Below are 24,186 nucleotides of genomic sequence, written 5' to 3' on the forward strand. Positions count from 1 at the left end.
GGCGGGGCCTTTCGACATTCACTACGTTAGCCGATTCCCCGGAGAACTCATAATCGAGTTCCGCGAGTTCGAATTCGGACATGCGGACATGACGAATTCGACCCCGCTGAGGGGTGATCGTAGGTAGTGGTTTGGCCGCTTCCGGCTGCTGGCGAATCGCCGTACCCGGTTCAAGCGGCTCGGGCTACATTACGCACCTTCCAAGGCAGCGTCAACTTCGGCGGCGCCTCGGCGTATGGGCCCGATAAGGGCTCACCGTCGGGTCGTTCGCGAGCCAGTAGCGCCACGGGTGAACGCCTCCTTCGCCGGCCACTCCGGTGCGGGGACCGTTGAGTACCTGGTCGGAGGGGATCGGGGTGCCCGTGAGCATGCGCAAGGGGGTGTCGCCGGCGGCGCACGCGTCCGTACCGTCGAGGCTTCGGTCCACCCCCAGGGCCGTGGCCAGGCGGGCCGGGCCTTTGGCCAGTTCCTTGTCGTTGCGGGCCGAGAGTCGACGTTTGCGCGCGAGTTCGGCGCCCTCGATCACCTCGCCGGCGCGGAGCAGGACCGCGCTCGCCCGGCCCTCGGGACCGCAGACGAGGTTCATGCAGAACCACATGCCGTAGGTGAAGTAGACGTACACATGACCGGGGGGACCGAACATCACGTCATTGCGGGGCGTGCGGCCGCGATAGGCGTGGGAGCCGGGGTCGTTCGGGCCGTCGTACGCCTCCACCTCCGTGAGGCGCAGGGCTATCGGACCGTCCGGTGTGGTGCGCACGAGGACGCGGCCGAGGAGGTCCGGGGCGACGTCCAGGACGGGGCGGTCGAAGAACTCCCTGGGGAGTGGCGTACGGTCCGGGGGCGCGATCATGGCGTCCGAGCGTAGTCCAGGCGGCTGGATGCCAAGGGGTGGTCAAGATTTCCCCTCCTTGCCAGGGTGTGGGGCGGAACCGGTCGTGGCCGGATCGCGTTTGTAGGGATCAAGGGTCCGGACGTACGGCACGTACACGCAGAGGGAGAGACATGGCGTTCAAGAAGCTGCTCGCGAGTCTGGGGGCCGGCGGGGCTTCGGTGGAGACGGTGCTGACCGAGGTCAACGTCGTTCCCGGTGGCGTGGTCCAGGGGGAGGTGCGGATCCAGGGCGGGTCCGTGAACCAGGACATCGAGGGGCTGTCCGTCGGGCTGCAGGCCAAGGTCGAGGTGGAGAGCGGCGACGAGGAGTACAAGCAGAACATCGAGTTCACCAAGGTGCGGCTCGGTGGGGCCTTCGAGCTGCAGGCCGGGGCCGTGCACGCGGTGCCGTTCGGGCTGGAGATCCCGTGGGAGACGCCGATCACGATGATCGACGGTCAGGCGCTGCGCGGGATGAACATCGGGGTGACGACCGAGCTGGCGATCGCGCGGGCCGTCGACTCCGGTGACCTGGACCCGATCAACGTCCACCCGCTGCCGGCGCAGAAGGCGATCCTGGACGCCTTCATCCAGCTGGGCTTCCGCTTCAAGAACGCGGACATGGAGCGTGGTCACATCCGGGGGACCCGGCAGCGGCTGCCGTTCTACCAGGAGATCGAGTTCTACCCGCCGTCCCAGTACCGCGGACTGAACCAGGTCGAGTTGAGTTTCGTGGCCGACGAGCACGCGATGGACGTCGTGCTGGAGATGGACAAGAAGCCGGGGCTGTTCAGCGAGGGCAGTGACACCTACCGGTCCTTCCAGGTGGGTCTGCACGACTTCCACGGGACCGACTGGGCGGCTTATCTGAACCAGTGGCTGTCCGAGGTCGGCAGCAAGCGCAACTGGTTCTAGGCTCGGAACCACTGATTCACGTCATCGATCAGGAGGTACCGAGGTGCCCGAGCTCAAGCGGCGGCCGCTCCCCCACGACTTCCACCCGCCCGTGCCGTCGTTCACGGTGACGAGTGAGGACGTCCAGGAGGGCGCCACGCTCAAGGATGCTCAGGTCTACGCGGCCGGCAACACCTCGCCGCAGCTGCGGTGGGAGGGCTTCCCCGCCGAGACCAAGAGTTTCGCCGTGACCTGCTACGACCCGGACGCCCCGACGGGCAGCGGGTTCTGGCACTGGGTCGTGTTCGACATCCCGGCCTCGGTGGCGGAGCTGCCGGCGGGTGCGGGCAGCGGCAAGTTCGAGGGGCTGCCCGAGGGCGCGATCCAGGTTCGCAACGACTACGGGTCGAGGGACTTCTGCGGGGCCGCTCCGCCCGCCGGTGACGGGCCGCACCGGTATGTGTTCACGGTGTACGCGGTGGACCAGGAGAAGCTCGGTCCGGACGCGGACGCGACCCCGGCCGTCATCGGCTTCAACCTGCGGTTCCACGCGCTCGCGCGTGCGCAGCTGATCGGTGTGTACGAGGTGCCCGCCGAAGACTGACGTTCATGGAACGTTTGCCCGCCCCTGGTCTTGGAATTGATCAGGGGCGGGCAGTTTTTATTGCGTTGTCCATCTCGGCGTGCCCGGCCAGAGTTGATCCAGCCCGCCAGGGGGTGGGCCGGTGCACAGAGGAGGTGGGCTGGATGCGGGACACGCTGGTCTTGAACGCGAGCTTCGAGCCGCTGTCGACGGTGACGCTGAACCGAGCCGTTGTCCTGGTGCTGCAGGACAAGGCCGTCGTCGAGCAGGCCCACCCCGAACTGCGCATGCGGGGCGCCGACGTGGACATACCCGTGCCCCGGGTGATCAGGCTCTGCAGGTACGTACGGGTGCCGTTCCGAAGACAAGCCCCGTGGTCCAGGCGGGGTGTGCTGGTCAGGGACCGGCACAGGTGCGCGTACTGCGGCCGCAGGGCCACGACGGTGGACCACGTGGTGCCGCGGGCGCAGGGTGGTACGGACTCCTGGCTCAACACCGTGGCCTCGTGCGCGGAGGACAACCACCGCAAGGCGGACCGGACTCCGGAGCAGGCGGGGATGCCGCTGCTCAGGCAGCCGTTCGAGCCGACGCCGCGGGACGCGATGCTGCTGGCTTTGGGCGCCGAGGAGTTCGAGGCGCTGCCTGAGTGGCTCGCCATGGACGCCGCGTAGCCGTATGGCGCGGCGTCTGCGACGTTGCGGTGGTCTTGCGGCTGACGGTTGTTCGTGGCTTGTCGCGCCCACGCGGCGGAGCCGCACATCGATACTTCCCCGCACCCCTTGGGTGGGTGCGGGGAACCTGTGTTTGTGGGGAACCGTCAGTCTATGGAGGGGTTTTCGCGGCGCTCGGTGGCCCTGTCGGAGCCGGCGCCGTTCGAGTTGCCGCCCAGGCCGAAGTTGCCCATCGCGCCGGACAGGCCCTTGAGGGCGTCGCCGATCTCGCTGGGGACGATCCAGAGCTTGTTGGCGTCGCCCTCGGCGATCTTGGGCAGCATCTGCAGGTACTGGTAGCTGAGGAGCTTCTGGTCGGGGTCGCCGGCGTGGATGGACTCGAAGACCGTGCGGATGGCCTGGGCCTCGCCCTCGGCGCGCAGGGCGGCGGCCTTGGCCTCGCCCTCGGCGCGCAGGATCTGGGACTGCTTCTCGCCCTCCGCGGTGAGGATGGCGGCCTGGCGGGTACCTTCGGCGGTCAGGATCGCGGCGCGCTTGTCACGGTCGGCGCGCATCTGCTTCTCCATCGAGTCCTGGATGGAGGTCGGCGGCTCGATCGCCTTCAGTTCCACGCGGTTGACGCGGATGCCCCACTTGCCGGTGGCCTCGTCGAGGACGCCGCGCAGGGCCGCGTTGATCTCCTCGCGGGAGGTCAGGGTCCGCTCCAGGTCCATGCCACCGATGATGTTGCGGAGGGTGGTGACCGTCAGCTGCTCGATGGCCTGGATGTAGCTGGCGACTTCGTAGGTGGCCGCGCGGGCGTCCGTCACCTGGTAGTAGATGACCGTGTCGATGTTGACGACCAGGTTGTCCTGGGTGATCACCGGCTGCGGCGGGAACGGTACGACCTGTTCACGCAGGTCGATGCGGTTGCGGATGGTGTCGATGAACGGGACGACGATGTTGAGGCCCGCGTTCAGCGTCCGCGTGTAGCGGCCGAAGCGCTCCACGATGGCGGCGCTGGCCTGTGGGATGACTTGGATGGTCCTGATCAGGGCGATGAAGACCAACACCACCAGAATGATCAGGACGATGATGACCGGTTCCATCGTCGTTCCCCGTACCCTTCTCCGCCTCGGCGCTCTCGGAAGATCTTATGCTTGTTGAAGATCTTGCTGGTCGAGTCTGACAGACCGTCGTGCAACTCGGGTGCTGTTCGGTTCAGTTGAGTCGTACGAGGTCAGATGACGATCGCGGTCGCCCCCTCGATCTCCACGACGTCCACTTCCTGGCCTACTTCGTAGGCGCGTTCGGTGTCGAGGGAGCGGGCCGACCAGACCTCGCCGGCGAGCTTGATCCGGCCACCGGAACCGTCGACCCGTTCCAGGACGACGGCTTGTTTGCCCTTCAACGCGTCGACACCGGTGGCGAGTTGGGGACGTTGTCTGCTGTGCCGGACCGCGATGGGCCGGACCACGGCGATCAGCGCGACCGAGACGACGACGAAGGTGAGCACCTGGGCCACGGCGCCGAAGCCGAGTCCGGCGAAGACCGCGGCGGCGACGGCTCCCACCGCGAGCATGCCGAACTCCGGCATCGCCGTTACCACGAGCGGGATTCCGAGCGCGGCCGCGCCGACCAGCCACCACACCCAGGCGTCGATGTCGTTCACATGGTCATGGTAGGACCGGCGGTCCGTTCACCGACAGGGCGCAAAAGTCCGTAACCCCCCGGTTGTTGAGGGGATGGCCGAGGAGACTGCTGCGCGGGGTGTCGCGGGGGTCAGGACAGCGGGAGGCCGCGGGCGGTCCAGCGGTCGCCTACCTGTTCCACGACGAGCGGGAGGCCGAAGCAGAGGGAGAGGTTGCGGGAGGTGAGTTCGAGCTCCAGCGGACCGGCGGTGAGGACCTTGCCCTGGCGGATCATCAGGACGTGGGTGAAGCCGGGGGCGATCTCCTCGACGTGGTGGGTGACCATCAGCATCGAGGGGGCGATCGGGTCGCGGGCGAGACGGCCGAGACGGCGTACGAGGTCCTCGCGGCCGCCGAGGTCGAGGCCGGCGGCGGGCTCGTCGAGCAGGAGCAGCTCGGGGTCGGTCATCAGGGCGCGGGCGATGAGGGTGCGCTTGCGCTCGCCCTCGGAGAGGGTGCCGAACTTGCGGTCGAGGTAGTCGCTCATGCCGAGGCGGTCGAGGAACGCGCGGGCACGCTGCTCGTCGATGTCCTCGTACTCCTCCTGCCAGCCGGCGGTCATGCCGTAGGCGGCGGTCAGGACGGTCTGCAGGACGGTCTGGCGCTTGGGGAGCTTGTCGGCCAGGGCGATGCCGGCGACGCCGATGCGGGGGCGCAGTTCGAAGACGTCGGTGCCGGGCCTGCCGAGGGTCTCGCCGAGGATGGTGGCGGTGCCCTTGCTGGGGTAGAGGTAGCTGGAGGCGACGTTCAGGAGGGTGGTCTTGCCGGCGCCGTTGGGGCCGAGGATGACCCAGCGCTCGCCCTCCTTGACCGACCAGGAGACCTCCTCCACCAGAGCCCGGCCCTCGCGGACCACGGATACGTCCTCCAGCTCCAGAACATCGCTCATGAGCGCGTTGTCTCCCCTTGCAGTGTGACCGGTCTCGGCGTCTCGGCGGTCGCGGGCGCCTGCGGGCGCCGCCCTCGAAGAAATCTACGCCACCGGTCGGCCGGTCCATTCCATCGGTCCGGTCCTTAGGGTGGACGCATGTTCTCGGAACCACGTTCAGGACGCCTCGCGGCTTGGGGAAACGCCCTTTTGGCCGGACTTGTCTCACCGGACGACGCGGTGCTCGCGGTCGTCGGGGAGGATGCCGTGCACCGGATGGAGGGGCTGCCCGGCGAGTCGGGGCCGGTCGGGCTCACGCTCGGGCTGGGGCGGCTGCGGGCGCTCGGGGTGAGCGGTCTCAGGGTGGCGCTGCCCGCGCCGGGGCATCCGCTGGGGCTGAGCGGTCCGCCGGAGTTCAACGCGCGGGCGATCGAGGCCGAGGAGGCGGTGGTCTGTCACGGCGCCGCGCTGGGTCTGGTGCCGGAGGTGTACGAGGCCGGGCCCGACGGTGATGTGCACGTCGAGGTGGTCTGGCACTGTCTGCCGGTGCGGGAGGCGCCGCCGGCGGACGTGCCCTCGCTCGGCGAGGCGGAGCGGGAGCTGGCTGAGGCGCTGCGGGAGGCGACGGAGGTGTTGTCGCGGCTGGACGTGGCCGGGTCGGGGCCGGCGGCGGAGGCGGCGATCGACGCGTACCGGGCGCGGGCCGAGAGGGGCCGGGAGGTGCTCGCGCCGGGGTATCCGCCGCGGGCGGTGCGGGTGCTGGAGCTGGCGCGGCGGGTGGGTCTGCTGGTGTCCCTCGCCCGGGAGAACGGGCACGGGGGCGCGGTGAGTTCGGCGGAGATGGGGGCTCGGGCCGAGGCGCTGCGGCCTGTTGAGCGGACGGCTCGGCGGGCGCAGGTCGCGGCCTACAACGCGTACGTGGAGGAGCGGGAGCGCGGGATGCGGTGAGCGTCCCGGGCCGGTGCGCACAAGGGCCCTCGACCGGTGCGCACAAGGGCCCCTCGAGTCGCCGTGGACTCAAGGGGCCCGGTGTCGGCCTTCCGGGAGCACCCGGGAGGCCGGAGGTCACTGACCGGTGTCGTCGGACGTCAGCGGTTGAGGCCGAGGTTGCCGAAGGCGGGGTTCAGCACGCCGATGACGTTGACGCTGTTGCCCACCGCGTTGACCGGGATGTGCACCGGGGCCTGGACGAGGTTGCCCGAGACGACGCCCGGGGAGCCGACGGCCTGGCCGTCGGCGTGCGCGTCGGTGGCGGAGGCCATCCCGGCACCGGCGGCGATCAGACCGCCGGCCACCATCGTCACGGCCGCTGCCTTCTTCAGGTTCTTCACTTCTGAGCCCTCCTAGCGATCGCCGCGGCAGTCGCCGCAGCACGCACTGGAGAACGGCGGAGATCACCGGAGGTTGCGCCATCCGGGGGACATTCCCACGACGGTATGAATCTCTGTCCGGAGCGGAACCCTCCGTATTGCCGTCCGTGCGGCCCCGCGCAGGGTGTTTCAGCCCGCCACGCCGTGGCGTACGGCCCACAGGGCGGCCTGGGTGCGGTCCGCGAGGTCGAGCTTCATCAGGATGTTCGAGACGTGGGTCTTGACGGTCTTCTCGGACAGGACGAGGGCGCGGGCGATCTCCCGGTTGGAGCGGCCGTCCGCTATCAGGCCGAGCACCTCCCGCTCCCGCTCGGTGAGCGAACCAGCCCTGCCCTGGCCGGAGTTGGCCTCCTCCTGGGACAACAGGGCGCCCGCGACCTCGGGTTGGAGCAGGATGTGCCCGGCGTGCACGGAGCGGATGGCGCCGGCGAGCGCGTCGGGGTCCACGTCCTTGTAGACGTACCCGGCGGCTCCGGCGCGCAGGGCAGGGACCACCGTGCGCTGTTCGGTGAAGCTGGTGACGATCAGCACGCGCGCGGGGTTGTCGAGTTCGCGCAGTCTGCGCAGCGCGTCCACCCCGTCCATACCCGGCATCTTGACGTCCATGAGGACGACGTCGGGCCTCAGCTCCTCGGCGCGGGCGACCCCCTCGGCGCCGTCGGCGGCCTCGCCCACGACCTCGATGTCGTCCTGCACCTCCAGGAACGTGCGCAGGCCGCGGCGGACCACCTGGTGGTCGTCGACGAGCAGCACCCTGATTGCGTCAGCCACCGGGGACCTCCATCTCGATCGTGGTGCCCTTCCCGGGCGCCGATTCCACCGTGAGCCTGCCGCCGACCCCGCTCGCGCGGTCGCGCATGGACACCAGACCGAGGTGGCGCCCGGCCCGGCGGACGGCCTTGGGGTCGAAGCCGCTGCCGTCGTCGGTGACCCTGAGCAGCGTGCCGGTGCCGTGGCGGGCCAGGGTCACGCGCACGTCCTTCGCCTCGGAGTGCCTGAGGGCGTTGTGCAGGGCCTCCTGGGCGACGCGCAGGACGGCCTCCTCGTGGGCGGAGGGCAGGGCGCGCACGCCGTGGCTGTCGAAGGTGACGCGCGCGGTGTGGGCGCGGTCGAGGACCTGGACGTGGGTGCGCAGGGTGGCGACGAGGCCGTCCTCGTCGAGAACGGCGGGGCGCAACTCGACGACGGCCGCGCGCAGTTCGTCGGCGGCCTCGGCGGCGAGCGCGGCCACCTGCTGCAGTTCGCCCTTGGCGCGGGCGGGGTCGCGGTCGACGAGGGCGGCGGCGGCCTGGGCGGTCAGGCGCAGGGAGAACAGCTTCTGGCTGACGGCGTCGTGCAGTTCGTGCGCGAGGCGGGAGCGCTCCTCGGCGATGGTCAGTTCGCGGCTGCGCTCGTACAGGCGGGCGTTGGTGAGGGCGATCGCGGCGTGCTGGGCGAGGATGGCCAGCAGCTCCTCGTCCTGCTCGGTGAAGCCGCAACCGCCTTCCGGCTTGGGGCAGTTCTGCTTGTTGGCGAGGAAGAGGGCGCCGATGACCTCGTCGCCGTCGCGGATGGGCAGGCCCAGGAAGTCGGACATGTCGGGGTGGGCGGACGGCCAGCCCTCGAAGCGGGGGTCCTTGCGCACGTCGGCGAGGCGCTCCGGCCTGGCCTCGTGCAGCATCGCGGCGAGGATGCCGTGCTGGCGCGGGAGCGGGCCGATGGCCTTCCACTGGTCGTCGCTGACCCCGTCGACGACGAACTGGGCGAAGCCGCCGTGGTCGTCGGGTACGCCGAGCGCGGCGTACTGCGCGCCGAGCAGCTCACGGGCGGAGGCGACGATCGTCTTGAGGACGTCGCGCACCTCGAGATGCCTGCTCATGGCCAGCAGCGCGTCGCTGACGGCGGCGAGACCGGTCCGGGGGCCTTGGCTCATGACCTCACGGTACCGGCGGGGTGTGACAGCGCGGATCGGACCTGCGGGTGCCTGGTCGGGACCGCTGGGCCTAGGGCGGTCGGCTTAGGTCCGGGGCCCCGGACCTGCGACGTAGGCCGAAGGACCGCGCTGCTTTGGTGCCCGCGTCCGAGGCCGGCGGGCGGGCCCGTTCCTAGGTTGAGGGCATGGCCGTCGGAAGGCGGCGACGACGAGGGGACGTGGAGTCATGCCGGTAGCGATCATCACGGGGGCCTCCAAGGGGCTGGGGCGGGCGCTCGCCGAGGCCCTGGCCGCGCGGGGCTGGGATCTGGTGCTCGACGCCAGGACGGCCGAGGTGCTCCGGGAGACGGCGGCAGGGTTGGAGGCGAGGCACGGCACGCGCGTGCGGGCGCTGCCCGGGGACGTCACGGACGCCGGGCACCGGGCCGAGCTGGTGGCGGCGGCGTGGAAACTGGGCGGCGTCGATCTGCTGGTGAGCAACGCGAGCGCGCTGGGTGCCGAGCCGCTCGTACGGCTGGAGGGGCTGCCCCTGGAGGGGCTGCGGCGGGCGCTGGAGGTGAACGTGGTGGCCGCGCTGGGCCTGGTCCAGGAGGCGCTGCCGCTCCTGCGGGCCGCGGAGGCCGGCGCGGTGATCGCGGTCAGCTCGGACGCGGCCGCCGAGCCCTACGAGACCTGGGGCGGGTACGGGGCCTCCAAGGCGGCCCTGGACCAACTGGCGGCGGTGCTCGGCGAGGAGGAGCCCGGGCTGCGGGTGTGGGCGGTGGACCCCGGGGACATGGCGACGGACCTGTACGCGGCGGCCGTACCGGACGACGACGATCCGCGGCCCGCGCCGGCCGGGGTGGTCCCGGCCTTCCTGCGGCTGCTGGACGAACGGCCGGCGAGCGGGCGGTACGCGGCTCCGTCGCTGCTGGCGGAGGGGCGATGACGCTGGCCGTGCACGTGCCCGAGGAGCTGTCGGCGCGTGTCCCGGTCGAGCAGCGTGGGCCCGGGCTCGACCGGGACGCCGTGCGGCTGCTCGTGTCGCGGGGGACGGAGGTGTCGCATCACGCGTTCCGGGAGCTGCCCCGGCTGCTGCGGGCCGGGGATCTGCTCATCGTGAACACGTCGACCACGCTGGCCGCCGCCGTGGACGGGCGGGTGGGGCACGCGCGTGTGGTGGTCCACTTCTCCACGCGCGGGGACGACGGGCGGTGGGCGGTCGAACTGCGCGATCCCGACGGGAAGGGAACCACGCGCGTGCGCGCGGGCGGCCCCGCGGGGACGGAGGTGCGGCTGCCGGGGGGTGTGCGGCTGGTCCTGGAGGAACCGCTGAGCGCGTGCGGCGACCGTTTGTGGTGGGGGCGGGCCGCGGGGGCGGAGGTGCTCGGGATGCTGCGGGTGCACGGGCGGCCCATCCGGTACTCCTACACCGAGCGGGACCAGCCGCTGTCCGTCTACCAGACGGTGTTCGCGCTGCCGTCCGCCGACGGGACGGGCAGCGCGGAGATGCCGAGTGCGGCGCGGCCCTTCACGGCGCGGCTGGTGGCGGAGCTGGTGAGCCGGGGCGTGCAGTTCGCGCCCGTCACGTTGCACACCGGGGTGGCCTCGGCGGAGGCGCACGAGCCGCCGTATCCGGAGCGGTTCTCGGTGCCGGAGGCCTCGGCGCGGCTGATCAACGCCGTGAAGGCCGGTCGGGGGCGGGTCGTCGCGGTGGGGACGACGGCCGTGCGGGCCGTGGAGTCGGCGGCGGGCGCGGACGGTGTCGTACGCGCGCGTGAGGGGTGGACGGACCTGGTGGTGACCCCGGAGCGCGGGGTGCGGGTGGTGGACGGGCTGCTGACCGGTCTGCACGAGCCGGAGGCCTCGCATCTGCTGATGCTGGAGGCGATCGCGGGGCGGGCGGCGCTCGACCGCGGGTACGAGGAGGCGCTGCGCGGACGCTACCTGTGGCACGAGTTCGGGGACGTCCATCTCATCCTGCCGGAGGCACACCCTCACGCAGAGCATTGCTCCAGCAACTGCCGGTGAGACGGGCGGGGGCGCGATGTGAGCCCGCGCATAGGGCGCAGATCACGTACGAAGGTCGGTAGGAGATAGAGACTGACCTCATGAGCGGGACAGACGGTCCAGTCTGCCCCGTTTTGCCCCTGCCTGATCCACTACCCGGGATCGTACGTCACACCTTTGCCTCGGCATTTTGCGGCCGCTAAGAATGGCTGCCGTCGCTCAGCGCCGCGGGTTCCAGCCCGCGGCGTTCGTGCGGGAAGGGCCCCTGTCCCCCGCCTACCGAAGAGCGACCTCCGCGCTATTCGAAGAGGTCCGTCTGCCATGCCCAAGAACATCGACATCCGCCGTCACAGTCGTGCGCTGACCCGCCATCACAAGATCGCGATCAGTGGTGTCGCCGCCCTCGGTGCCGCCGCCATCGCCTTCACCGCGGTGCCCAGCAGCGCCGAGACGACCACGAGCGAGGCCCCCGCGTCCCGCGTGGCCTACAGCAACGAGCCGATCAAGGACGTCAAGGCGAGCGTCACCGACCGGCTCGCCGCCGACAGCATCAAGTCCGAGGCCGCGAAGGCACAGGCCGAGGCCCGCGCCAAGGCCGTCGCCGCCGCCGCGAAGAAGCGGGCCGCCGCCGCGGCCGCCGCCAAGAAGGAGGCGGAGGCCAAGAAGAAGGCGCAGGCCCGGAAGAAGGCCGCCGCCGAGCGCAGGGCCAAGGAGGCCGCGAGCCGCTCCGCCAAGCGCGCCGCCCTCAAGAAGGCGACCGTCAGGTCCTACGGCAACAACCTCGACGGCTGGATCAAGCACTCCCTGGACATCATGAAGTCCAAGGGCATCCCGGGCTCCTACAACGGCCTGTACCGCAACATCATGCGCGAGTCCTCGGGCAACCCCAACGCCATCAACGACTGGGACATCAACGCCATCAACGGCATCCCGTCCAAGGGCCTGCTGCAGGTCATCCCGCCGACCTTCAGCACGTACCACGTCGCCGGCACGTCCTGGAACATCTACGACCCGGTCGCCAACATCACCGCAGCCGCCAACTACGCGGCCCACCGCTACGGCACGATCGACAACGTCAACAGCGCGTACTGAGGTCAGCGCGGACCTCTGCCACGTGAACGCCGAAGGGCGGCACCCCCTGACGGGTGCCGCCCTTCGCGTCGTACGGACACGTCGTACGGGAGGACCGGACTACTTGCGCATGACCTCCGGCTCGTGGCGGCGCAGGAAGCGGGCCACGAAGAAGGCGCAGATCACAGCCAGCACGAGCAGCGCGATCATGTCCATGCTCCACGCGGTGACGGTGTGCTCCCACAGGGGGTCGTTGCTCTTGCCCTTGCCGGGGGGGCTGATCTTGTTGAAGTCCAGCGTGGCGCCCGCCGCGGCGACCGCCCAGCGGGACGGCATCAGGTACGAGACCTGGTTGGCGCCGATCGAGCCGTTCAGGGTGAACAGACAGCCCGTGAAGACGACCTGGATGATCGCGAACATGACCAGCAGCGGCATGGTCTTCTCGGAGGTCTTCACCAACGACGAGATGATCAGGCCGAACATCATCGAGGTGAAACCCAGCGCCATGATCGGCAGACAGAGCTCCAGGAGCGTGGCGTTGCCGAGGACCAGTCCCTGCTTGGGGATCTCCCGGCTGGCGAAGCCGATGACGCCGACCATCAGGCCCTGCAGCACGGTGACCACGCCGAGCACGAAGACCTTGGACATCAGGTAGGCGGAGCGGGACAGGCCGGTGGCGCGCTCGCGCTCGTAGATGACCCGTTCCTTGATCAGCTCACGGACGGAGTTCGCCGCGCCGGCGAAGCAGGCGCCGACCGCGAGGATCAGCAGCACCGTGGTGGCCGTGCCGTTCGGGACGGGCTGGCCGGTGGCCCGGTTGATCATCGGGTTGGGCAGCAGGCCCTTGCCGGAGTCGATGAGCAGGCTCACCGCGCCGAGGACCAGCGGCAGGATCACCGTCAGGGCCAGGAAGCCCCGGTCCGAGGCGATGACCGACACATAGCGGCGCACCAGCGTGCCGAACTGGCTCATCCAGCCCTGCGGCTTCGGCGGCTTCATCGCCTGCATCGGCGGCATCTGTACGGACTGTGGTGCGACCGCGTCGATGTCCGCGGCGTACATCTGGTAGTGCTGCGAGCCCTTCCAGCGTCCGGCCCAGTCGTAGTCGCGGTAGTTCTCGAAGGCGGAGAAGACGTCGGCCCAGGTGTCGTAGCCGAAGAAGTTCAGCGCCTCCTCCGGCGGGCCGAAGTAGGCGACCGCGCCGCCCGGCGCCATCACGAGGAGCTTGTCGCACAGCGCCAGCTCGGCGACGGAGTGGGTGACGACGAGGACCGTGCGGCCGTCGTCGGCGAGGCCGCGCAGCAGCTGCATGACGTCGCGGTCCATGCCCGGGTCGAGGCCCGAGGTCGGCTCGTCCAGGAAGATCAGCGACGGCTTGGTGAGCAGCTCCAGGGCCACCGAGACGCGCTTGCGCTGGCCCCCGGAGAGGGAGGTGACCTTCTTCTCCTTGTGGATGTCGAGCTTCAGCTCGCGCAGCACCTCGTCTATGCGGGCCTCACGCTCGGCGCCGGTGGTGTCGGCCGGGAAGCGGAGCTTGGCCGCGTACTTGAGGGCCTTCTTGACGGTCAGTTCCTTGTGCAGGATGTCGTCCTGCGGGACCAGACCGATGCGCTGGCGCAGCTCGGCGAACTGCTTGTACAGGTTGCGGTTGTCGTAGAGGACGTCGCCCTGGTTGGCGGGCCGGTAGCCGGTGAGTGCCTTCAGGAGCGTCGACTTGCCCGAGCCCGACGGGCCGATGACCGCGATCAGCGACTTCTCCGGGACGCCGAAGGAGACGTCCTTGAGGATCTGCTTGCCGCCGTCGACCGTGACCGTCAGATGACGGGCCGAGAAGGACACCTCACCGGTGTCGACGAACTCCTCGAGATGGTCGCCGACGATCCGGAACGTGGAGTGGCCGACGCCCACGATGTCGGCCGGGCCGAGGAGTTGGGAGCCGCCCTTGGGGATCGGCTGGCCGTTGACGTAGGTGCCGTTGTGCGAGCCGAGGTCGCGGATCTCCATGCGGCCGTCGGGCATCGAGTGGAACTCGGCGTGGTGCCGGGAGACCTGCAGGTCGGAGACGACCAGCTCGTTCTCCAGGGCACGGCCGATGCGCATCACGCGGCCGATGGAGAACTGGTGGAACGTGGTCGGGCTGCGGTCGCCGTAGACCGGCGGCGCCCCCGCGCCACCACCGGGGCCCGGCTGCTGCGGGACGTGCGCGGCGGCCTGCTGAGGCTGTCCCCACGCGGGCTGCGGCGCCTGCTGCTGCGGTGCCTGCTGCGCCCAGCCGGGGCTCGCGCCCTGCGCGGCGAACGGCTGTTGCTGCGGCTGGGCCTGCGGTGCTACGACGGCCGCCGCCGCGCCGGAGAGGTTCAGCCGAGGGCCGTCGGTCGCGTTGCCGAGGTGGACGGCCGAGCCGGGCCCGATCTCCATCTGGTGGATGCGCCGGCCCTGCACGAACGTGCCGTTGGTGGAGCCGTGGTCCTCGATGACCCAACTGCGGCCGCCCCAGCTGATCGTGGCGTGGCGCCAGGACACCCTGGCGTCCTCCAGCACGATGTCGCCCTGCGGATCGCGTCCGAGGGTGTAGGTCCTGGACGGCTCGAGCGTCCAGGTACGTCCATTTGATTCCAGTACGAGTTCCGGCACTCCAAGCCCCACTGAGTAGTCCCCCGAGTTACCCCCATCACAGGGAGTCTAGGGATGTCGAACATCGTCGGGAACTATTTCAGGCCCGCCCCTCTGACCGAAAGTCGGACCTTGTGAACACCACGCTCATACGCATCCGTCGGTTCCGTTGACGGGGTTGAAACCGACCCGGAGAGTGGTAAATCACGCGAGGGGGACACGCGCGGCCGCTCGGTCGCGCAGCGGATCGGGGGGTCTGCCATGAGCGCGTCGTCGAGTGTCGAGTCCGTACGGAGCGGCACAAGGGTGCCGTGGGGAGACGTCCTGCTGTCCGCGATCGCCTCCGTGAGCTGGGCGTTGATCGGGATGGCGGGCACGGCGGCCCTCGGTCTGCATCTTCTGGAGGCGGACTCGGCGGGTTCGCTGGGCCCGATGACCGCTGCCGTGGTGGCTCTTGGGGCAGGCGGTTCGATATCGCCGTCCGGCGACGTGTCCGCGTTCGGGCTCAAGGGCGCGGAGGCCCATACGGCCGTCACGATCACGCCACTGGGCGTCAGCCTGGTGGGGGCGCTGCTGCTGTCCTGGGTCTTCCTACGGTCCCTGCGGTCCGCGGGAGTTGTGATCGCGCCTGCCGAACTCCTCGCGCGCGCGGGCGCGGTGGTGGTGCTGTTCGTGGCGACACTGGGCGGGCTGGTGTGGGCGGGGCACGACGTCATCACCATCGACGGCGGCTCGCTCGGGCTGGACAAGCTCCCCGGCGCCGGTGGCGGGGGCGGCGGTGTGAACATCCCGGGCCTCGGGGATGTCGGGAACATCGGCGGGCTGCTGCCCGACAACATCGGCAACCTCATCCACGCCAAGGCGGCCGTCGGCTTCTCGGTCGACACGGCGCCCACCGTGCTGGGCGGGCTCGGCTGGTCGGTGGGGATCCTGCTGATCGCGCTGCTGGCCTCGCGCCGCACTCCCCTGCCGCGCGGCTGGGAGGCCGTGCACCGTGTCGTACGGCCGGCCGCTTCCGCGCTCGTCACGGTGCTGCTGGTCGCCGTGGCGACGGGGTGCGCGGCGGCGGTGTACGCGGCGATCGGCGACGCCCACCCCAAGCGGATCTTCGGGGCGGCGCTGCTGGGAGCGCCCAACGGCACCTGGCTCGGCATCCCGATCGGTCTGTTCGTCCCCTTCGACGGCAGGGCGACCGGCGTGCTGACCAAGTTCCTTCCCGATCCCCTGGACAAGCTCCTCACCGCGAAGACCGACCAGTCGGTGACCCTCGGCCGCCTGGCCGACCTGGACGGACGGGTGTGGCTGCTCGGCGTGGCGGCGGCGGTGACGATGCTGCTGGCGGGGGTGCTGGCGGCGGTACGGACCCCGGTCATCGCGCGCGCTACGGACTCCCGAGGCGTGGGTGGTCCGGGTGCCCTCGCCTTCGCGGGGCGGTGTGCGCTTCGGCTCGGCGTCCTGACCGCGCTGACGCTGCCGTTGCTCGCGTGGCTGACGGAGGTGTCGGTGGACGCCTCGCTGTCGGTCCTGGGCTTCGACGCGTTCGGCGCCGGGATCCAGCTGCGCGGGAATCTCGGTACGGCACTGCTGCTCGGTGCCCTGTGGGGTGCCGGCGCGGGGGCGGCCGGGGCGCTGCTGGCGTGGGTCACGGGGGCGGCGGGGCGGCGGGCGGCGCCGCTGGCGGTGGGGGGCTTGGGTGCGGGGGGCGCGGGTGCAGGGGCTGCTGGCGCTGGGCCCGTGGGTGCAGGGGCTGCCGGGGCCGGCTTGGGCACGGGAGCCGTGGGGGCGGGCACGCCGGTCGGGACCGCCGAGTATCCCCGGCACGCGCGTGGGCCGCAGCCGCCTCCGATGCCGGTGCGTGAACCGGGAACGGGGGTGCCGGGGCCGTACCGGCCCGGCTCGTCGTACCGGCCGCCGAACCCCGCCACCAATCCGTATCTGCAGCTGCCGGAGGAACTGCGGGAACCGGAGGACGAGCGTCCCGGCCCCGGCGAGGAGCAGGGGACGGGCGAGGCACCACCGCCCGGCACGGGGAACAGGGACGTGTACGGCGCGCCGACCGTGGCCCGGCCCTACGACGGCCCCCCGCCACGTCGACCGGGGAGCGGCCGCTCCCCGGAGGGCAACCGCCGCCAGCCACCCCCGCCGCCCCCGCCCCCTCCCCCACCCGGCCGCCCCAAGGGGGGTCACTGAGCGTGGCCGCGTTTCCCCAGGCGCAGGGTGGTTCCGCAGGCACGGGGCGGTTCCCCCTTGGCGCAGGGCCGTCCCCCGGACGCGGCCCGTTCCGTTGGACGCGGGGCGGTTCCCCGTACGCAGGGCCGTCCCCCGGACGCAGGGCCGTTCCCCGGGCGCGAGGCCGTTCCCCAGACCGGGGCCGTTCCGCAGGCGCAGGGCGCTTCCCCGGACACAGGAGTGTTCGCCGGACGCAAGACCGTTCCCCAGGCGCGAGGCCGTTCCCCACACGGGGGGGGCGGTTCCGCACGCGCGTGGCGCTCCCCCGGACGCGGGGCCGTTCCCCAGACGGAGGCCGTTCCCCAGGCACGGGGCCGTTCCCCAGACGGAGGCCGTTCCGCACGCGCGGGGCCGTTCCCCAGACGGAGGCCGTTCCCCAGGCACAGGACCGTTCCCCAGACGGAGGCCGTTCCCCAGGCACAGGACCGTTCCCCAGACGGAGGCCGTTCCGCACGCGCGGGGCCGTTCCCCAGACGGAGGCCGTTCCGCACGCGCGGGGCCGTTCCCCAGACGGAGGCCGTTCCTCAGGCACGGGGCCGTTCCCCAGACGGAGGCCGTTCCGCAGGCACGGGGCCGTTCCCCGGACGCCGGGCCGTCCCCCGGACGCAGGGCGGCTACCCGGACGCGCGGCGGTTACCCGTGGTGGTGCGGGCCGCCGTGGTCCCTCCGTCATGTGCCCGCCACCCCGTCGACACCCACTGTTCCGTGTCCGCCAGGCGGACCGCGGCGGCGGGCGGCACTGGGTGCCGGATACGGTGGGAGGACCATGAGCGCTTCGCAGATCCCGACCTCCGACGTTCCGGCCGACGCCCCGACCCTCCTCGTCAAGATCTTCGGCAAGGACGGGCCGGGCATCACGGCCGGCCTCTTCGACACCCTCGCCGCCTACTCCGTCGACGTGGTCGACATCGAGCAGGTCGTCACCCGTGGCCGACTCACGCTGTGCGCGCTCGTGACCCATCCGGCGGCCACGCTCGAGGGCGACCTCCGCGCCACCGTCCACAGCTGGGCGGAGTCGATGAAGATGCAGGCGGAGATCATCTCCGGCCGCGGCGACAACCGGCCGCGCGGCCTCGGCCGCTCCCTGGTCACCGTGCTCGGCCATCCGCTCACCGCGGAGGCCACCGCCCGGATCGCCGCGAAGATCGCCGAGGCCGGCGGCAACATCGACCGTATCTTCCGGCTCGCCAAGTACCCGGTGACCGCTGTCGAGTTCGCGGTCTCCGGTGTGGAGACCGAGCCCCTGCGCACCGCCCTGGTCACGGACGCGGCGGCACTCGGTGTCGATGTCGCGGTGGTCGCCGCGGGGCTGCACCGGCGGGCCCAGCGGCTCGTCGTCATGGACGTCGACTCCACGCTCATCCAGGACGAGGTCATCGAGCTGTTCGCCGCGCACGCGGGCTGCGAGGACAAGGTCGCCGAGGTGACGGCCGCCGCGATGCGCGGGGAGCTGGACTTCGAGCAGTCGCTGCACGCGCGCGTGGCGCTGCTGGAGGGGCTGGACGCCTCCGTGGTGGACAAGGTGCGCAGCGAGGTGCGGCTGACGCCGGGCGCGCGCACGCTCATCCGCACACTGAAGCGGCTCGGCTACCAAGTGGGTGTCGTCTCCGGCGGGTTCACCCAGGTCACCGATGATCTCAAGGAGCGGCTGGGGCTGGACTTCGCCCAGGCCAACACCCTGGAGATCATCGACGGGAAGCTGACCGGCAGGGTCACTGGGGAGATCGTGGACCGCGCGGGCAAGGCGCGGCTGCTGCGCCGCTTCGCCGCCGAGGCGGGCGTACCGCTCGCCCAGACCGTGGCGATCGGCGACGGCGCCAACGACCTGGACATGCTCAACGCGGCCGGTCTCGGTGTCGCCTTCAACGCCAAGCCCGTCGTACGGGAGGCGGCGCACACCGCGGTGAACGTGCCGTTCCTGGACACGGTCCTGTATCTGCTGGGCGTCACCCGCGAAGAGGTCGAGGCTGCGGACACGCACGACGACCGGTGATTCGCTCGGGAGAGCTCGCGAGAGCCGTCGCACCAAGGCCGTGGGCCCGGCACCGTTGCGGTGCCGGGCCCACGGCCTTGGTTGGCGGGCTCTACTCGGTCGGCGCCCAGTAGTCGACGAGGGTGGCCGCGGCGGGCTCCAGGCCCTTCCAGGAGCCGTCGAAGGACAGGACGGCGAAACCGGCGGCCGGGAAGCCGCGGCGGTTCATCCGCTCGCGGGCGTCGCCCTCGCCCGAGCCGGCCAGGATGTCGGCGAGGCCGTGCACACCCGGGTTGTGGCCGATCAGGATGACGTTCTGCGCGTCGTCCGGGGTCTCGTTCAGCAGGGCGATCAGCTCACCGGGCGAGGCCTCGTAGATCCGCTCCTCATAGACGGTTTTCGGCCGCTGCGGGAACTCGTGGACCGCGAGCTTCCAGGTCTCCCTGGTGCGGGTCGCGGTGGAGCACAGGGCCAGATCGAAGGGGATGCCGGTGTCGGCCAGCCTGCGTCCGGCGGCCGCGGCGTCCAGTCGGCCCCGCTCGGCGAGGGGGCGCTCATGGTCGGTCACCTGTGGCCAGTCGGCTTTCGCATGGCGGAAGAGGACGATCCTGCGGGGTTCAGCGACGCTCATGCCACCCAGCTTCGCATGAAACAGGCCATGGGGCGCAGGGAGTTGACCGGCGGCTCCACGGGTGCTCGACGGGTGCTCAGCGGGCTATGAGCTGCTGCGCCCGCTCGAAGACGTGGGTGATCACCGGGTCGCCGGCCGCCTGTGCGTCGCTGGGGTTCAGCATGAGCGCGAGGAGGACGACGAAGGCGAGCGCGGGCAGGGCGAGGGCCCACCAGGGCAGCCGGATGTCGATGCCGCCCGTGCTCGCCGGGAGGGGCCGGGTGTGCGTACGGGCCGACATGGGTGCCTCCGCGGTCTTCGAGTGGTCGGTGGTCCGCCGTCCGCGGCCACACTTCGAAGGTACGGAATCCGGCTCCCTCAACCCATCCGGAGATCCACCCACTTGACCCTGACACCCACCCCCTAGGGGATGGGGGGTTAGCCCTACCCCGGCGCGATGACGGCCGTCACCGACGGCAGGAAGGTCACGGGGAGACGATCGTCGCGACGATGGCGATGATCACGAAGATGGCGAAGAACGAGCCGAAGACGATCAGCATCTTCTTCTGGCCGTTCTGGGGATTCGGCTCGAGCACTGGCATACGGCCAGTCTCGCACCCCCCGTCCGCGCCGGATCCGCCGGGGTGAGCTCAGCGGGCGGCGGCCTCGTCCTCCACCGTGCGGTCGCGGCCCGCCAGGACGCCGACCACCATCTGCGGGACCATCAGCGCGGCCATGAGGGCGATCGGCAGCCCCCAGCCCCCGCTGTGCTGGTAGAGCACGCCGACCAGCAGGGGCCCGGGGATGGAGATGAGGTAGCCGGTGCTCTGCGCGAAGGCCGACAGCTGGGCGACGCCGGCACCGGTCCGGGCCCGCATGCCGACCATCGTCAGGGCGAGCGGGAACGCGCAGTTGGAGACGCCGAGCAGCAGGGCCCAGGCCCAGGCGCCGCCGGCCGGCGCGAGGTACAGGCCCGCGTACCCGGCGAGGCCGCAGGCGCCGAGTGCCAGCACGATCGGGCCCTGGTGGGGCAGCCTGGTGGCCACGCGCGGGATGACGAGGGCCAGCGGCACGCCCATGACCATCGTGACGGCGAGCAGCAGCCCGGCCGTGCTCGCGGGCACCCCGGCGTCCCGGAAGATCTGCGCCATCCAGCCCATCGTGATGTAGGCGGCGGTGGCCTGCAGCCCGAAGAAGACGGCCAGCGCCCAGGCGGTACGGCTGCGGGTGATCCGCAGTGCGGGCGTCTCCACGCGCGCGTGGACGCCGGCGGAGGTCCGGCCCCGGGCGGGCGCCTCCACGGGCGCGTGCTCCTGCCGTACCGCCGTGGCGGCGGGCGTCGCGCCCCGGTCCCGTACGAACGGGATCCACGGCAGTACGGCCGTCGCCGCGAGCCCCGCCCACACCGCGAGGCCGGTCCGCCAGCTGCCTCCCAGGGCGTCCGCCATGGGCACGGTCACCGCCGCCGCGACCGAGGTGCCCAGGGCGAGGGCCATGGAGTACAGGCCGGTCATGGAGCCGACGCGGTCCGGGAACCAGCGCTTGACGATGACCGGCATCAGGACGTTGCTGACGGCGATGCCCATGAGGGCGAGCGCGCTGGCGGCCAGGAAGCCGGCCGTGCCGCCCGCGTACGGCCGTATCAGCAGGCCGGCGGTGATTGCGACCATGCCCGCGCAGACGACCGCGCCCGTACCGAACCGGCGGGCGAGGCGCGGGGCCGTGACGCCGAAGACGGCGAAGCAGAGCGGGGGTACGGAGGTGAGGAGTCCGGCCACGCTGCCGCTCATGCCGAGCCCGTCGCGGACCTCTTCCAGGAGCGCGCCGAGGCTGGTGATGGCGGGGCGGAGGTTGAGCGCCGACAGGACGATGCCGATGACCAGCAGCCGCATCGTCCACGCGCGCGTGGCGGGCGGCCCGGGGTCCTGGCCGACCGAACTGCGCACGGTTTCGGACGTCGTCGTCGTGGTTTCCTCGCTCCGCATGCCCCCATCATAGAATCATGGGATGATTTGTTGTCCATCCCCTGGTCGGCCGCACTCGGCCACCTCGTGCGAAGGTGTGCCATGCCCCTGAGTCATCCCCGCCGTTCCGCGCTGTCCGAGCAGGTCATCGCCGCGCTGCGCAACCAGATCACCTCGGGCGAGTGGCCGGTCGGCTCCCGCATCCCGACGGAGCCGGAGCTGGTCGAGCAGCTCGGTGTGGCCCGCAACACGGTCCGTGAGGCCGTCCGCGCGCTGGCGCACAACGGTCTGCTGGACATCCGCCAGGGATCGGGCACGTACGTGGTGGCGACCAGCGAGCTGGCCGGTGTGATGCACCGCCGCTTCGCCGACGCCGACCCCCGGCACATCGCCGAGCTGCGCTCCGCGCTGGAGTCGGCCGCGGCGAGGCTGGCGGCCGAACGGCGCACGGAGAAGGACCTCAAGCAGCTCGACGCGCTGCTGGTGCGCCGCGAGGAGGCCTGGGAGTCGGGCGATGCGGAGGCGTTCGTGACGGCCGACGCCACCTTCCACCTCGCGGTGGTCTCCGCCTCCCACAACGACGTGATGACCGCGATGTACGCGGACCTGGGCGAGGTGCTGCGGGACTGGTTGCGCGAGGACGTGGGCGGCGCGCTGACCCCGGAGACGTACATGGAGCACACGCGGCTGGTGGACGCGATCCGCGCGGGTGACGCGGAGGCGGCCGGCGCGGCGGCGGCCAGCTATCCGTTCCTGTGCCGTCCGGGGCGGTTCACCGCTTCTGGTGGGTGATCCACGCCGAGCGGACCTCCTCCCAGCAGCGCCCGGTGAGCCGTACGGTCATGGCCGGCCCGGCGTCGACGGTGGCGCTGTCGGTGTCGAGGTCCCACCACCGGTCGCACTCCACGTGCAGGCTGACGCCGTCGGTCTGCGGATAGGGGTTGTGGCAGTACGCGGTCACTTGGGACCCGGTGACCTTGGTACGGCACTCGGCGCCGAAGGGCTCCGTCGGGGCGGGGCGCTTCACGCGTGCGTGGGGCACCGCCTCGTAAGGGAGACACAGGACGAGTACGACGGCTGCGGTCGCTGAGGCCAGGCTGCGGGACAGGCGCACAAGGGGACCTCCTCGGCCGTGCTCGGGAGGGGGCGTGTCGCGGGGGACGCGTAATCCAGAGTGCGTTGTCAGGGGTCTCCGGCGCCCGCTCGGCTAGGCCGAACGGGGGACGCCCCGCTCCTCCACGGAACGGGGCGCCGAGACGTACGGAGATCAGGCTCCGATGGCGTGCAGACCGCCGTCGACGTGGACGATCTCGCCCGTGGTCTTCGGGAACCAGTCGCTCAGCAGGGCGACGATGCCCTTGCCGGCCGGCTCCGGATCCTTGAGGTCCCACTCCAGCGGGGAGCGGCTGTCCCAGACGGAAGCCAGCTCGCCGAAGCCCGGGATGGACTTGGCGGCCATGGAGCCGATCGGGCCCGCGGAGACCAGGTTGCAGCGGATGTTCTGCTTGCCGAGGTCGCGCGCGAGGTAGCGGCTGGTGGCCTCCAGGGCGGCCTTGGCCGGACCCATCCAGTCGTACTGCGGCCAGGCGAAGGAGGCGTCGAAGGTGAGGCCGACGACCGAGCCGCCGTTCTGCATCAGCGGCAGGCAGGCCATGGTCAGCGACTTCAGGGAGTACGCCGAGACGTGCATGGCCGTGGCCACCGACTCGAACGGCGTGTTCAGGAAGTTTCCGCCGAGCGCGTCCTGCGGTGCGAAGCCGATGGAGTGCACGACGCCGTCGAGCCCGCCGAGTTCCTCGCCGACCAGGTCGGCCAGCCGGGCCAGGTGCTCGTCGTTGGTGACGTCGAGCTCGATGACCTTGGTGGGCTTGGGGAGCTTCTTGGCGATGCGCTCGGTCAGCGTGGGCCGCGGGAACGCGGTCAGGATGATCTCGGCGCCCTGCTCCTGGGCCAGCTTGGCGGCGTGGAAGGCGATGGAGGACTCCATCAGCACACCGGTGATCAGGACGCGCTTGCCCTCGAGAATTCCGCTCATGGTGTTCAGTGACCCATTCCCAGTCCGCCGTCAACGGGGATGACGGCTCCAGTGATGTACGAGGCGTCGTCCGAGGCGAGGAACCGCACCGTCGCGGCGACCTCCTCGGGCTGCGCGTAGCGGCCGAGCGGCACCTGGGCCACGATGCCCGCGCGCTGCTCGTCGGTGAGCACCTTGGTCATGTCGGTGTCGACGAAGCCGGGCGCGACGACGTTGAAGGTGATGTTGCGCGAGCCCAGCTCACGGGCGAGGGAGCGCGCGAAGCCGACCAGGGCGGCCTTGGAGGCGGCGTAGTTGGCCTGGCCGGCCGAGCCGAGGAGCCCGACGACCGACGAGATGAGGACGACCCGGCCCTTCTTGGCGCGCAGCATGCCGCGGTTGGCGCGCTTGACCACGCGGAAGGTGCCGGTGAGGTTGGTGTCGAGGACGGACGTGAAGTCCTCCTCGGACATACGCATCAGGAGCTGGTCCTTGGTGACGCCGGCGTTGGCGATGAGGACCTCGACCGGGCCGTGCTGGGCCTCGATCTCCTTGTAGGCCTGCTCCACCTGCTCGGTGTCGGTGATGTCGCACTTGACGGCCAGGCAGCCCAACTCTGTGAGGGCGGCCGGCGGCTCCCCGGAGCGGTACGTGATCGCGACCTTGTCGCCGGCGTCGGCGAACGCGCGGGCGATGGCGAGGCCGATGCCCCGGTTGCCTCCGGTGACGAGAACCGAGCGGCTCAACGGATCACCCTTTCGATAGGGGTCTGACACACCCGCCCAACACCTGGTGACAGGCGGCTTCAGTCGAAAACCTATCGGGCCGGTCGCACCCGAGGACATTCGGGCACCGACAGTGGCGTACGGGACTCACTGTCGGG

Annotated in this window: 25 protein-coding genes; 10 read left to right on the forward strand and 15 right to left on the reverse strand. The window is 71.1% G+C overall.

Annotation, left to right across the window (positions count from 1 at the left end):
- Positions 1 to 211: 211 nt before the first annotated feature.
- Entirely contained in the window at positions 212 to 853 is a 642-nt protein-coding gene (locus tag MKW14_RS14380; RefSeq protein ID WP_240862878.1) for a DNA-3-methyladenine glycosylase, read from the reverse strand.
- Positions 854 to 1,005: 152 nt separating this feature from the next.
- Here MKW14_RS14380 and MKW14_RS14385 point away from each other — a divergent pair, with 152 nt between their 5' ends.
- From MKW14_RS14385 to MKW14_RS14395, 3 genes are all read left to right on the forward strand, one after another.
- Complete coding sequence (locus MKW14_RS14385; protein WP_240862880.1) at positions 1,006 to 1,788, forward strand: sporulation protein; 783 nt, start codon at positions 1,006 to 1,008, stop codon at positions 1,786 to 1,788.
- Positions 1,789 to 1,831: 43 nt separating this feature from the next.
- Entirely contained in the window at positions 1,832 to 2,371 is a 540-nt protein-coding gene (locus MKW14_RS14390) for a YbhB/YbcL family Raf kinase inhibitor-like protein (protein WP_240862882.1), read from the forward strand.
- 143 nt (positions 2,372 to 2,514) lie between these two features.
- Positions 2,515 to 3,021: an HNH endonuclease gene (locus tag MKW14_RS14395; protein ID WP_240862884.1), complete on the forward strand. Its 507-nt coding sequence runs from the start codon at positions 2,515 to 2,517 to the stop codon at positions 3,019 to 3,021.
- Between the two features lie 146 nt (positions 3,022 to 3,167).
- Here the strand turns inward: MKW14_RS14395 and MKW14_RS14400 are convergent, their stop codons facing one another.
- The 3 genes from MKW14_RS14400 to MKW14_RS14410 form a co-directional block, all read right to left on the reverse strand.
- Entirely contained in the window at positions 3,168 to 4,109 is a 942-nt protein-coding gene (locus MKW14_RS14400; protein WP_240862885.1) for an SPFH domain-containing protein, read from the reverse strand.
- Positions 4,110 to 4,240: 131 nt separating this feature from the next.
- Positions 4,241 to 4,672: an NfeD family protein gene (locus tag MKW14_RS14405; RefSeq protein WP_208784235.1), complete on the reverse strand. Its 432-nt coding sequence runs from the start codon at positions 4,670 to 4,672 to the stop codon at positions 4,241 to 4,243.
- 110 nt (positions 4,673 to 4,782) lie between these two features.
- Positions 4,783 to 5,580: an ABC transporter ATP-binding protein gene (locus MKW14_RS14410; RefSeq protein ID WP_208784236.1), complete on the reverse strand. Its 798-nt coding sequence runs from the start codon at positions 5,578 to 5,580 to the stop codon at positions 4,783 to 4,785.
- A 138-nt stretch (positions 5,581 to 5,718) separates the two neighbouring features.
- Here MKW14_RS14410 and MKW14_RS14415 point away from each other — a divergent pair, with 138 nt between their 5' ends.
- Entirely contained in the window at positions 5,719 to 6,507 is a 789-nt protein-coding gene (locus tag MKW14_RS14415) for an Rv1486c family protein (RefSeq protein ID WP_240862887.1), read from the forward strand.
- 140 nt (positions 6,508 to 6,647) lie between these two features.
- Here the strand turns inward: MKW14_RS14415 and chpE are convergent, their stop codons facing one another.
- The 3 genes from chpE to MKW14_RS14430 all read right to left on the reverse strand — a co-directional run bounded on the left by chpE (position 6,648) and on the right by MKW14_RS14430 (position 8,841).
- On the reverse strand, positions 6,648 to 6,890 hold the full coding sequence (chpE, locus tag MKW14_RS14420; RefSeq protein ID WP_240862889.1) for a chaplin ChpE: 243 nt from the start codon (positions 6,888 to 6,890) through the stop codon (positions 6,648 to 6,650).
- Between the two features lie 168 nt (positions 6,891 to 7,058).
- On the reverse strand, positions 7,059 to 7,700 hold the full coding sequence (locus MKW14_RS14425) for a response regulator (RefSeq protein WP_133048267.1): 642 nt from the start codon (positions 7,698 to 7,700) through the stop codon (positions 7,059 to 7,061).
- Positions 7,693 to 8,841 carry a GAF domain-containing sensor histidine kinase gene (locus MKW14_RS14430; RefSeq protein WP_240862890.1) on the reverse strand — a complete coding sequence of 383 codons (1,149 nt, stop codon included), beginning with the start codon at positions 8,839 to 8,841 and terminating at the stop codon, positions 7,693 to 7,695. Before MKW14_RS14430 ends, MKW14_RS14425 begins: the two co-directional genes overlap by 8 nt.
- A gap of 226 nt (positions 8,842 to 9,067) precedes the next feature.
- Between MKW14_RS14430 and MKW14_RS14435 the strand changes: the two genes are divergently transcribed.
- From MKW14_RS14435 to MKW14_RS14445, 3 genes are all read left to right on the forward strand, one after another.
- Positions 9,068 to 9,769: an SDR family NAD(P)-dependent oxidoreductase gene (locus MKW14_RS14435; RefSeq protein ID WP_240862893.1), complete on the forward strand. Its 702-nt coding sequence runs from the start codon at positions 9,068 to 9,070 to the stop codon at positions 9,767 to 9,769.
- Positions 9,766 to 10,851 carry an S-adenosylmethionine:tRNA ribosyltransferase-isomerase gene (locus MKW14_RS14440; protein WP_240862895.1) on the forward strand — a complete coding sequence of 362 codons (1,086 nt, stop codon included), beginning with the start codon at positions 9,766 to 9,768 and terminating at the stop codon, positions 10,849 to 10,851. The genes MKW14_RS14435 and MKW14_RS14440 overlap by 4 nt, the downstream gene beginning before the upstream one ends.
- A 300-nt stretch (positions 10,852 to 11,151) precedes the next feature.
- A complete protein-coding gene (locus MKW14_RS14445) occupies positions 11,152 to 11,922 on the forward strand; it encodes a transglycosylase SLT domain-containing protein (protein ID WP_240862897.1) in 771 nt (256 codons plus the stop codon).
- Positions 11,923 to 12,021: 99 nt separating this feature from the next.
- On the opposite strand, the gene MKW14_RS14450 is transcribed toward MKW14_RS14445, so the two are convergent.
- On the reverse strand, positions 12,022 to 14,535 hold the full coding sequence (locus tag MKW14_RS14450; RefSeq protein ID WP_240862899.1) for an ABC transporter ATP-binding protein/permease: 2,514 nt from the start codon (positions 14,533 to 14,535) through the stop codon (positions 12,022 to 12,024).
- A gap of 240 nt (positions 14,536 to 14,775) precedes the next feature.
- Here MKW14_RS14450 and MKW14_RS14455 point away from each other — a divergent pair, with 240 nt between their 5' ends.
- Both MKW14_RS14455 and serB read left to right on the forward strand, forming a co-directional pair.
- Entirely contained in the window at positions 14,776 to 16,704 is a 1,929-nt protein-coding gene (locus tag MKW14_RS14455) for a streptophobe family protein (RefSeq protein WP_240862901.1), read from the forward strand.
- A gap of 805 nt (positions 16,705 to 17,509) precedes the next feature.
- Positions 17,510 to 18,736 carry a phosphoserine phosphatase SerB gene (serB, locus tag MKW14_RS14460; protein WP_240862903.1) on the forward strand — a complete coding sequence of 409 codons (1,227 nt, stop codon included), beginning with the start codon at positions 17,510 to 17,512 and terminating at the stop codon, positions 18,734 to 18,736.
- Between the two features lie 91 nt (positions 18,737 to 18,827).
- On the opposite strand, the gene MKW14_RS14465 is transcribed toward serB, so the two are convergent.
- The 4 genes from MKW14_RS14465 to MKW14_RS14475 all read right to left on the reverse strand — a co-directional run bounded on the left by MKW14_RS14465 (position 18,828) and on the right by MKW14_RS14475 (position 21,310).
- A complete protein-coding gene (locus tag MKW14_RS14465) occupies positions 18,828 to 19,346 on the reverse strand; it encodes a SixA phosphatase family protein (RefSeq protein ID WP_240862904.1) in 519 nt (172 codons plus the stop codon).
- A 76-nt stretch (positions 19,347 to 19,422) separates the two neighbouring features.
- Positions 19,423 to 19,626 (reverse strand): hypothetical protein, encoded by a 204-nt coding sequence (locus tag MKW14_RS14470; RefSeq protein ID WP_240862907.1) that lies wholly within the window; start codon positions 19,624 to 19,626, stop codon positions 19,423 to 19,425.
- Between the two features lie 184 nt (positions 19,627 to 19,810).
- The gene (locus MKW14_RS40895) at positions 19,811 to 19,927 is read right to left on the reverse strand and encodes an SGM_5486 family transporter-associated protein (RefSeq protein WP_276620575.1); all 117 of its coding nucleotides are present in this window, start codon (positions 19,925 to 19,927) and stop codon (positions 19,811 to 19,813) included.
- Positions 19,928 to 19,975: 48 nt separating this feature from the next.
- Positions 19,976 to 21,310 (reverse strand): CynX/NimT family MFS transporter, encoded by a 1,335-nt coding sequence (locus MKW14_RS14475; RefSeq protein WP_240862909.1) that lies wholly within the window; start codon positions 21,308 to 21,310, stop codon positions 19,976 to 19,978.
- Positions 21,311 to 21,391: 81 nt separating this feature from the next.
- On the opposite strand from MKW14_RS14475, the gene MKW14_RS14480 reads away from it, so the two are divergent.
- Positions 21,392 to 22,081: a FadR/GntR family transcriptional regulator gene (locus tag MKW14_RS14480; RefSeq protein ID WP_240862911.1), complete on the forward strand. Its 690-nt coding sequence runs from the start codon at positions 21,392 to 21,394 to the stop codon at positions 22,079 to 22,081.
- Here MKW14_RS14480 and MKW14_RS14485 read toward each other — a convergent pair.
- The 3 genes from MKW14_RS14485 to fabG all read right to left on the reverse strand — a co-directional run bounded on the left by MKW14_RS14485 (position 22,062) and on the right by fabG (position 24,049).
- On the reverse strand, positions 22,062 to 22,403 hold the full coding sequence (locus MKW14_RS14485; protein WP_240862913.1) for a hypothetical protein: 342 nt from the start codon (positions 22,401 to 22,403) through the stop codon (positions 22,062 to 22,064). The two genes, MKW14_RS14480 and MKW14_RS14485, sit on opposite strands and share 20 nt — an antisense overlap.
- Before the next feature lie 153 nt (positions 22,404 to 22,556).
- Positions 22,557 to 23,324: an enoyl-ACP reductase FabI gene (gene fabI / locus MKW14_RS14490; protein ID WP_240862915.1), complete on the reverse strand. Its 768-nt coding sequence runs from the start codon at positions 23,322 to 23,324 to the stop codon at positions 22,557 to 22,559.
- A 5-nt stretch (positions 23,325 to 23,329) separates the two neighbouring features.
- Positions 23,330 to 24,049, reverse strand: a complete 720-nt coding sequence (gene fabG / locus MKW14_RS14495; RefSeq protein ID WP_240862916.1) for a 3-oxoacyl-[acyl-carrier-protein] reductase — start codon at positions 24,047 to 24,049, stop codon at positions 23,330 to 23,332.
- Positions 24,050 to 24,186: the final 137 nt, after the last annotated feature.

Source organism: Streptomyces gilvus (assembly GCF_022513565.1).
Classification (GTDB): domain Bacteria; phylum Actinomycetota; class Actinomycetes; order Streptomycetales; family Streptomycetaceae; genus Streptomyces; species Streptomyces gilvus.